5 protein-coding genes and 1 pseudogene are annotated in these 9,270 nt (G+C 64.8%); 1 reads left to right on the top strand and 5 read right to left on the bottom strand.

Annotated features, from left to right (window positions below; genetic code table 11):
- Positions 1 to 88: 88 nt before the first annotated feature.
- Positions 89 to 517 (bottom strand): hypothetical protein, encoded by a 429-nt coding sequence (locus EOA60_RS08120; protein WP_095826407.1) that lies wholly within the window; start codon positions 515 to 517, stop codon positions 89 to 91.
- A gap of 461 nt (positions 518 to 978) precedes the next feature.
- On the opposite strand from EOA60_RS08120, the gene EOA60_RS08115 reads away from it, so the two are divergent.
- Positions 979 to 1,299, top strand: a complete 321-nt coding sequence (locus tag EOA60_RS08115) for a hypothetical protein (protein WP_127215447.1) — start codon at positions 979 to 981, stop codon at positions 1,297 to 1,299.
- 44 nt (positions 1,300 to 1,343) lie between these two features.
- Here EOA60_RS08115 and EOA60_RS08110 read toward each other — a convergent pair whose 3' ends face one another.
- From EOA60_RS08110 to EOA60_RS08095, 4 genes and pseudogenes are all read right to left on the bottom strand, one after another.
- On the bottom strand, positions 1,344 to 3,071 hold the full coding sequence (locus EOA60_RS08110) for an SEL1-like repeat protein (protein ID WP_095826409.1): 1,728 nt from the start codon (positions 3,069 to 3,071) through the stop codon (positions 1,344 to 1,346).
- A 43-nt stretch (positions 3,072 to 3,114) separates the two neighbouring features.
- Positions 3,115 to 4,521 (bottom strand): HlyD family type I secretion periplasmic adaptor subunit, encoded by a 1,407-nt coding sequence (locus EOA60_RS08105; protein ID WP_127334987.1) that lies wholly within the window; start codon positions 4,519 to 4,521, stop codon positions 3,115 to 3,117.
- Between the two features lie 80 nt (positions 4,522 to 4,601).
- A complete protein-coding gene (locus EOA60_RS08100; protein WP_245322557.1) occupies positions 4,602 to 6,908 on the bottom strand; it encodes a peptidase domain-containing ABC transporter in 2,307 nt (768 codons plus the stop codon).
- A 237-nt stretch (positions 6,909 to 7,145) separates the two neighbouring features.
- Positions 7,146 to 9,270: pseudogene (locus EOA60_RS08095) on the bottom strand (hypothetical protein); the annotation flags it as partial.

The raw sequence follows: 9,270 nt of genomic DNA, 5'->3' as shown, positions 1-9,270 counted from the left end.
GTGAAAGATTTTCTGCCTGACGACCAGAAGGCCGAGCTGAGGTGGGGATCTCCTCGGCCGGGTCGACCAATCGAGCATGACAGTCGGGCTAGCTCATGTCCCTAGCGGCGTCTTCGATCAGCTTGACAACCAAATTGCGAAACCTCTCGCCGGACCTGTTCCCTATATTTCCAACATCCTCGGCGACCATACCGGGTGACGAAACCGACACCTCCCCACTGACGTGAACGTTGACGGTGAATACCCTTCCGGCGGTGTTTTTCACTTCCGGCTTTCGGTAGATTCGAAACCGAACAGAGGGCGTCAGCGCTTTGTCACGGCCCCGCGGAACGGTGTCTATGTCGATGGTCATCTCGCCCGACACCTCTGCCTTGGCCGCTACCAACGACGCAACAACGACATCGTCCAGCCAGGCCCTGGCTTGGGTGCCGAAATCCGGCACCTTGGCGTTCGCATCCTCCTTTTGCTGGCGAGGAGCTTTCTTGCCGCGCTCAAGGGCTTCTTTGAACTTAGCCACCTAATCGCCTCCGACTTGTCAGCCTATGAAGCGGCGCTCACACATTGGTCACCGCCCTGCCAATCAATAAAACGCGCGCCATCCCAGTGCGTTGCAATGAACAGCCCTTCGGCGCGCGGTTGATCGGTCGACGGGCCGACGCGCGAAGGTTTGCTGGCAACGGAGCGTTCCTGGGCTCCGCCGTCAAAAGGCAACGTTGCGATGCTGCTGCATAGAGGCATCCGGGCCTAAGCTTATTCAATTAAATCAATAGGTTATATAAAACCATCACATGGCACCGTCAGTAGGGCAAGACGGCGACGATCGGACGTCCAGGGTTCGGACCGAGGTTGTGCGCGCGTGGCCGCTTGCGCCCCGCCCGGCAGCCAGGTGGTACCTCTTTATCAATGCTTCACCATAGGAACAGCGGTCCCGGAACCTTTCTGATTGCTGCGAACTTCTGGAATTCCATGAATCCCAAAATGAAGGACTTCGGCATGAAAGTCACTGCAGCAGGCATCGACCGCATCAAGATCGGCAACGCCGACGCGAATGGCCAGGGCGCGCATTTCGTCGTTTGGCTTTATCTTCAGGTCGACGAAGGCGGCACACAAACCGGTCAGGAACTGGTGGTGTCGGTCCCGTACGACGCGCAGATGACCTTTGATGAAATCGCTACCCAGGCTTTCGAGAAGGCGCATAACCTGCTTCTCGCCTGCTGCGAGATCGATAAGTCCATGTGGTGGAAACAGTTCAACCACAGCCTAGCGCCGCTGCCTGAGTGGACGCCCGGCGCGCAGTAGTCGGGCGCGACCGATGCCGGTGCTAAGCCTTGGCAGTGAATGCCTCAGCCGGCCAATTCGGAAAGTTCGTCGGCCGCTTCCTCAAGACCTTGCGCCGCCGCTCGCTCGAGCCAAAGGCGGCCGACTGCCGGGTAGTGCTCTCCGGCTAGGCCCTTCGAGAAATATCGGCCGAGCATCAGTTGGGCCTGCCCGTGCCCACGCTCGGCCGCGGCCGCAAACCATTTCTGCGCCGCCACGTGATCGACCGGCAGTCCCTCGCCGGAGCTCTGCAGCGCGCCGAGAGCAAACATTGCGCCGGCATGTCCGTCGGCAGCAGCCCGTCGGAACAGCTGTATTGCGGCTTCGGGAGAGCGTTTGCCTCCGCTGCCATTGAGCAGCATCTCAGCAAGTGCCACTTGCGCATCGAGCATGCCGCCTTCGGCCGCTTGGGCAAACCAGGCACGAGCCTGTTGCGCGTCGGCAGCCACGCCGCGCCCGTCCCTGAGAATGCGCGCATACATGTACTGAGCCTCAGCCACGCCTTCAGCCGCGCGCCTCAGCCATTGCGCGGCGCGAGTTTCATCCTGGTGCACGCCGACGCCTTTGGCGAAACATAGCCCGAGATTGAAGGCGGCGATAAGGTCGCCCGATAATGCGGCCGCCTCGAACCACCCCGCTACGCTCGTGATATCGTCCGGCTCGCCGGCTCCCTGAAGAACAAGATTGGCCAGATCGACTTGCGCTGCCCGGTTCCCGCTGCTTGCGGCGGTGCGCAGCCAATGCGCCCCCTCTTGCTCGTCCCTGGCGACACCGTTTCCCGTCAGGTAGAGAGAGGCCAGCGCACGGGCGGCGGCCTGGTGCCCCCCCTCGGCCGCACGACGATACCAAATTGCCGCCTCTGAAAAGTCGGGCGGCCGGCTCTTCACGTAACGATCGCCGAGGAGATTCGCCGCCTCGAAATTACCCGCCAATGCCGCACGCCGTATCCAGGCCTCTCCAGCCATAGGATCCTGGTCGCCGAGGCTCCCGTCGACAAGCGCCAGACCCAATCGGAATTGGGCCGCAGCAAGCCCCTTCTCCGCAGCTGACTGATATAGTCGCACCGCGCCAGCAAGGTCGCCAGCGACACCGAGGCCATGTTCGGTCAGGATCGCGAGAAGATAGATCGCTGTCGGCAAGCCAGCGTCCGCCGCCCGCCGGACCTCATCGGCAATCCTGGACCGGTCTGCCGACAGACCCCGCCGTGCCAGCGAAAGGGCAAAACCAAGGCTTCCTTCGGCGCAGCCGGCCGCAGCCGACCGCTCGTACCACTTACAGGCAGCATCCGCGTCGCGCATCGGTTCGGGACCGCTGGTCAGGATGTAGCCGAGGAGTGCCTGGCCGGTGGCGGAGCCGGCCTCGGCCGCCTTCGTGGCAAGGTCGAGCGCTGACGCAAAGTCTGGCTCGCTCGTCGTGTCCTCCACGAACAGGCGTTCCGACTCGGAGCCCTTGTCAGCCTCGGCTGTCGCCATCCCGGTCACGTAAAGTGCGGCGAGAAGCGCCTGCGCATCAGCGCTCCCGTGATCCGCTGCTCGCCGCAGCCAGCGCGTCCCCTCTGCCCGGCTGGGCGGCACGCCGGAACCTTCGAGATAGCAACGCGCGACCCGATACTCGGCCTGGCCTATGCCCGCACGCGCAGCCGTGGCGAAGAGCGGAAAGGCCTCGGTGGGCTTGCCATTTTCAGCAAGCTGGGTCGCCCTGCGCAATGCTACGGATGGGCTAGCCAAACCAGTCAGGCGATCCAGAATTGTCATCGATGCCAGCCTCTGGCTGCTCCGGTTCCTCTTGAGCTGCAGACTACGGCTCGCGCATCGCTTCCTGACCGATCGGGAGCATCACCCCAAGCATGTATTTGAGCACCGTGCGCCGGCCGACCTGAACGTCGGCGGTCACCGGCATGCCGGGGGTGAGGGCAAACCCGGCGGGTACGTCATGCAGCGCGACCTGATCGATGGAAATGCGCGTCCGATAGAACGGTTCTGTGTTCGAGGGCAGCATTGCCAGCGAACTGTCTGGATCGCGGGCTTGCTCCTGAGCGGAGAAGGAATCCGGACTGAGCGTGCGCACGGTGCCGTGAGCGAGGCCGTATTGCGAATAGGGGAAGGTATCGAACTTGATGACGACAGGATCGCCGACATGGACGAAGCCACTGCTTCGGCCGACGACATTTGTCTCGATCTCGAGCGGCGCCTTGGCGGGCACCAGCGTGATCAGGCGCTCGCCCGACTGCAGGACCGAGCCGACCGACACCTTTGCCACGGACTGGACAATGGCATCTCCTTCGCTTTTCAGCTCGACCAGTTGCTTGCGCAGCTTTGCCTTGTTGAAGAGCTCGCGCGCGTCGGACATGCGAGAGCTCGCCTCCGACAAACCTTGCGAGACTTCCGCGCGCCAGCCTTGAATGTAGCCGGCGCGGTCGGCGGCTACCGCAGCCTGCTGGCGCCTGGCAGCTTCCGCCGTCTGCACGGCGTTGCCGAGCGCGCGCGACATTTCGGCCGAATTGTCCTCGGCCAGCAGGGTATTGAGGCGGCTCCCGACTTGCCTTTCTTCCAGCTGCTTGCGCATCTGTTCTATCGATGCCGCGACGGAGAGCCGCTGCCGGTAGCCAGCGGCATCAGATTGCGCGCGCGAGATCACGGAAGTGAGTTCATCGCTTTGCCGATCGAAATTCTCCAGCTTAGCCTCGTAGACCGCCTTGCGGCGCTCGAAGATCGAGGCCTGCAGGGTCCAGCTGGGGTCGAGGCCGTCATAGTTGAACTCCTTGCCGTCGGCCTCCGCCTTCAACCGTGCCACTTCGGCCTCAAGCGTAGAGACCTGCATGGCCAAGGCCTGCAGGTCTGCCGAGGCGAAGGTCGAATCGAGACGTGCAAGCAATTGGCCGGCTTGCACATGCTGTCCCTCGCGCACTTCGATCGAGCGGACGATCGCCGTCTCCAGCGGCTGCACGATGATGTTGGGCGATTGTGAAACCACGAGCCCCCTCGTCGTCACGACCTGGTCGACCGGTATCAGTCCTGCCACGGTGATCAAGACGATCACGAGGCTCGAAATCATCCATACGATGCCGCGCGCCGCCCGAGGAATCGGCGCATTCGAGACTGCTGTCGACGGCCATTGGAACTCGAGTATGGCCGGCGTCGTCGGATCGTTCGTTTTCGCTCGGCGCCAGCGAGCCTGGCGGACGGTGAGCGAGGTGCTACTCATGGCTTACCGGCCCTTGTTATCCAACTCATCTTTGGCGAGAACCACCATTTCAATCTCGACCCCGTTGCGGCACCACATCGTCAAACCAATCGCGGCGGTACGGCCGCCGGCCGGCCGCCACGATTGTCCAAATGTCGGTTCTGCTGCGACCACAGCTGGCGATAGAGCGCGCATCGTTCGAGCAGGACGGTGTGCGAAGCGACGTCGAGAACCTTGCCCTGCTCCATGACCAGGATCTGGTCGCAGTCGGTGAGCGAGGACAGCCGATGCGAGACGATGATCATGGTGCGGCCGCTGGCGATGCGCATGAGATTGGCGCTGACGACCGCTTCGCTTTCCGGGTCGAGAGCACTGGTGGCCTCGTCGAGAATGAGGATGGTCGGATCGTGGATGAGGGCGCGCGCGATCGCCAGCCGTTGCTTTTGACCGCCCGAAAGGTTGGGCGAACCTTCCTCGATGTAGGTGTCGTATCCGTTCGGCATGCGTTCGATGAATTCTTCCGCGCCGGCCAGATGCGCGGCACGCATGGCATCGGACAGCGTCAAGCCTGCGCGCCCGGCGATGATGTTGTCGCGGATCGACCCGCGGAACAGGAAATTGTCCTGGAGGACCACGCCGAGCCCCTGGCGAAGATGACGCAGGTTGATTTCCTTGAGGTCGACGCCGTCCAGCTTCAGGAACCCGCTGTAATCCCGGTTGATCCCCTGCAGCAGCCGCGCGATGGTCGATTTTCCCGACCCGCTCCGCCCGACAATGCCGAACATGGTCCCAGCCGGAATGTGGAAGCTGACCCGGTCGAGGGCGGGCGTCTTGGTACCGATGTAGCTGAACGTCAGATCGCTAAACGTAACTTCGCCGAGGAGCCTTGGCCGCAGACCGAGGGAGTTCGAACTCGTCTCCAACGGCCGGTTAAGGACGGATGCCGCCTCGCCGATTGCCGCCCCCACCTCCTCGTAGTCTTCGATCAGCCGCACCAACCCGACCAGCGGCTGGGCGACGCGTTGGGAGATCATCATGAAGGCGAACAGACCGCCGACCATATAGCCGGAACTGTCGCTCATCGCGAGATAGGCGCCGATCAGCATGGTGCCGAGCACCATTACGCGTTCAATGGGCGTAACCAGGGTCTGCGGCCAGCTGGCGAACTGCCCGAAGGAGAGGCGCGCGCTTCCCGCCTCCGCCACCTGCTCGTCCCAAAGCGCCTTGCGTTGCGGCTCGAGACCAAGCGCCTTCACGGTCTTAATGCCGACAACGGTTTCGCCCAGCGCCGCCGACTTCCAGGTCTCGGCCTCGATCACCCGCTGGTACCTTCGGCGCAGCGGCTTCAGGAAGGCAAGGATGATCAGCATGATCACCGCTGCGCAGGCAACGACGATCCAGGCAAGCGTCACGTTGATATAGAACATCACCGGCAGCAGCACGCACAGGGTGATCAGGTCCAGGAACGTGCTGAGCAGTTTGCCTGTCAGAAACTCGCGGATTCGATAGACCTGCGCGAGGTGGTACATTGTCTCGCCGGCGGGGTGGCGCTCGAAATAGTCGAGCGGCAGACGCAAGAGGCGGCTGAAAACGTGCAGCTGCAGCTTGGTGTCGAGGCGGGCTCCGACGACGTTGATGATCAGTCGCCGCGCGTGGCCCAGGAGCGTCTCGTATGCGAAGACGACAGCGACTATGGCCGACAAGAGCAACAGCGTCGAGACACTGTTGAACTGCAATACCTTGTTGACCACCGTCATGACGATGAGCGGCGGCAAAATGGTCAGAACGCTGAGTGTGAAGGAGGCGATGGCCACGTCGCGAAGCGGCCGGCTTTCGAGCCGCACCAGTTCGGCGATCCAGCGAAGGGTGAAAGGCGCATCCGCGGCAACATAGGATCGCGCGTTTCGCAGCAGCACCGCCTCGCCCGTCCACACCTGCGACAGGCGCAACTCGTCGACAGCGGTGGATGGACCATCGTCGGGCGCTTCCGGACTTTTGAGGAAGACCACGTTGCGCTCGGCACTCGCCCCGGTGAGGAGACCGGCGCCGCCATCGCTGAACAAGAGAACGACTGGTCCGGTATCTTGAAAGCGCAACAGGTGTGACCAGCGAACACGCACTGCGCGGGACCACATGCCGCCGTTCTGCGCCCATTCCGACAGGTCGGTAGCGCTTGGAAACGGGCCTGCGCTCGCTGCCCTGAATTCGTTCGGATCGAGCTCGATACCGTGATAGCGCGCGACCCGGAGCATCGCCTTGAGGCGCGGCCCGACCTGGTCGAACTCGGCGGGGCCACCGGGACTCCGCCCCATTTCGCTGGTGCCGCCGGGCATGCCGGTCGGGTCGGCCGCGGTCCCGGCGCGCAGCTCCACAGGCTGGATTTCAGCACTCCCAGGAACGTTCACCATGGACTCGCCTTCGGGTAGGCAGGCGGTGGTTCGACATTGCCCGCGGCGGACCAGTCCCGCCGGAATCTCTGGTGGCGCTGATGATACTCCACGGCGGTCGGTCGCGCGAGCCCCTTAACCACTCGGAAAGGCCGAACGCGCGGGCCCTGCCCTTCGGCAAAGCCCGCGCGCCCGCTTCTCAGCTTTGGACCGGCTTCTATCGTCGTCTGTCCGATCGCCATTCCTGCTCACTCATGCTCAGTCATGCGGCTTCAGAATGTCCTTCAGCGCCTTCTTCACCGTGTCGTCGCTGTTGGCGAAGCCGGCACCCTGCTTGTTCTGATCCGAGGTCAGGTCGGTGCTTGCACCCAACGGCTTGTTCTGGTTCTGACCAAATCCCCTGATCGTGTTGAGAACATTCAGGAGGTCGGTCGTCACCGAACCGGCGGCCTGGCTGACAAGCTGACGGAACGACGCATGGCTGACGGCATCACTGTCGGTCGAGCCGGATTGCAGGAACTGCGTCGTGTCCTTGAGCCCGAGCGAGTTGGCCGTGACCGCGGCGGTGCGATGGCCAGGCGAGCCATCGGCATCAGTGCCATCGTTGGAATGTCCCTTCCCAGGATTGCTGCTGTCGTTGTGGTCAGGATCATTGCCATGGCCGTTGTTGCCTTTGTCGCGATCACCGGTCTCGCCGCCGGGGCCGGTCGCTCCGGTCGGGCCCGTTGCGCCGCCCGGCCCGGTGGCACCCGTCGAGCCGGTTGCACCCGTTGCGCCGGTCGCACCCGTTGCTCCAGTCGCCCCAGTCGAGCCAGTTGCTCCGGTAGCTCCAGTCGAGCCAGTTGCTCCGGTAGCTCCAGTCGCGCCGGTAGCTCCGGTCGCACCGGTCGCGCCCGTGGCACCCGTAGCGCCGGTCGCCCCAGTAGAGCCAGTAGCTCCGGTGGCTCCAGTGGCACCCGTGGCGCCGGTTGCACCGGTTGCGCCGGTCGAACCCGTTGCTCCAGTCGCACCGGTGGCGCCGGTCGCACCTGTCGAGCCAGTAGCTCCGGTAGCTCCAGTCGCACCGGTGGCGCCGGTCGCACCTGTCGAGCCAGTAGCTCCGGTAGCTCCAGTCGCACCCGTGGCGCCGGTCGCACCTGTCGCACCCGTTGCTCCAGTCGCACCCGTTGCTCCGGTCGAGCCCGTGGCACCCGTAGCGCCGGTCGCACCTGTCGCACCCGTTGCTCCGGTCGAGCCGGTGGCTCCGGTCGCACCCGTCGAGCCCGTGGCACCTGTGGCTCCGGTCGCGCCGGTCGCTCCGGTCGCGCCCGTTGCTCCAGTTGAGCCGGTAGCGCCAGTGGCACCCGTGGCGCCGGTCGCACCTGTAGCTCCGGTAGCGCCGGTCGCCCCAGTCGAGCCGGTGGCACCCGTGGCGCCGGTCGCACCTGTCGCACCCGTTGCTCCAGTCGAGCCGGTGGCTCCGGTCGCACCCGTCGAGCCCGTGGCACCTGTGGCTCCGGTCGCACCGGTAGCGCCGGTCGCTCCGGTCGAGCCGGTATCGCCCGTAGCACCAGTGGCGCCGGTTGCTCCAGTCGCCCCAGTGGCCCCGGTCGAACCCGTTGCTCCGGTATCACCCGTTGCACCCGTAGCGCCGGTCGCACCTGTTGCACCCGTCGAGCCCGTTGCTCCGGTATCGCCGGTAGCGCCGGTCGCGCCTGTGGCGCCGGTTGCTCCGGTCGCACCCGTCGAGCCCGTTGCTCCGGTACCGCCGGTGGCGCCGGTCGCACCTGTTGCTCCGGTCGCACCTGTCGAGCCCGTTGCTCCGGTATCACCCGTAGCGCCGGTTGCGCCTGTCGCACCCGTTGCTCCAGTCGAGCCGGTCGCACCCGTTGCACCCGTAGCGCCGGTCGCACCTGTGGCGCCGGTTGCTCCAGTCGCCCCGGTAGCTCCAGTAGCTCCAGTCGCGCCGGTTGCGCCTGTCGAGCCGGTCGCACCCGTTGCACCCGTAGCGCCGGTCGCACCTGTTGCACCCGTTGCTCCGGTATCACCGGTGGCGCCGGTCGCACCTGTGGCGCCGGTTGCTCCGGTCGCACCCGTTGCTCCGGTATCGCCCGTGGCGCCGGTGGCACCTGTTGCTCCGGTTGCTCCCGTTGCTCCGGTATCGCCGGTAGCGCCAGTCGCACCTGTTGCTCCGGTCGCACCGGTCGAGCCGGTTGCTCCGGTATCACCGGTGGCGCCGGTCGCACCTGTGGCGCCGGTGGCGCCCGTTGCTCCGGTATCGCCGGTGGCGCCGGTCGCACCTGTGGCGCCGGTTGCTCCGGTCGGGCCGGTATCGCCCGTAGCGCCAGTTGCACCTGTTGCGCCGGTGGCGCCGGTGGCACCCGTAGCGCCGGTTGCTCCGGTA

This window comes from Mesorhizobium sp. M1A.F.Ca.IN.020.06.1.1 (assembly GCF_004023265.1).
Lineage (GTDB): Bacteria > Pseudomonadota > Alphaproteobacteria > Rhizobiales > Rhizobiaceae > Mesorhizobium.
This window is presented reverse-complemented; position numbering and strand designations above follow the sequence as displayed.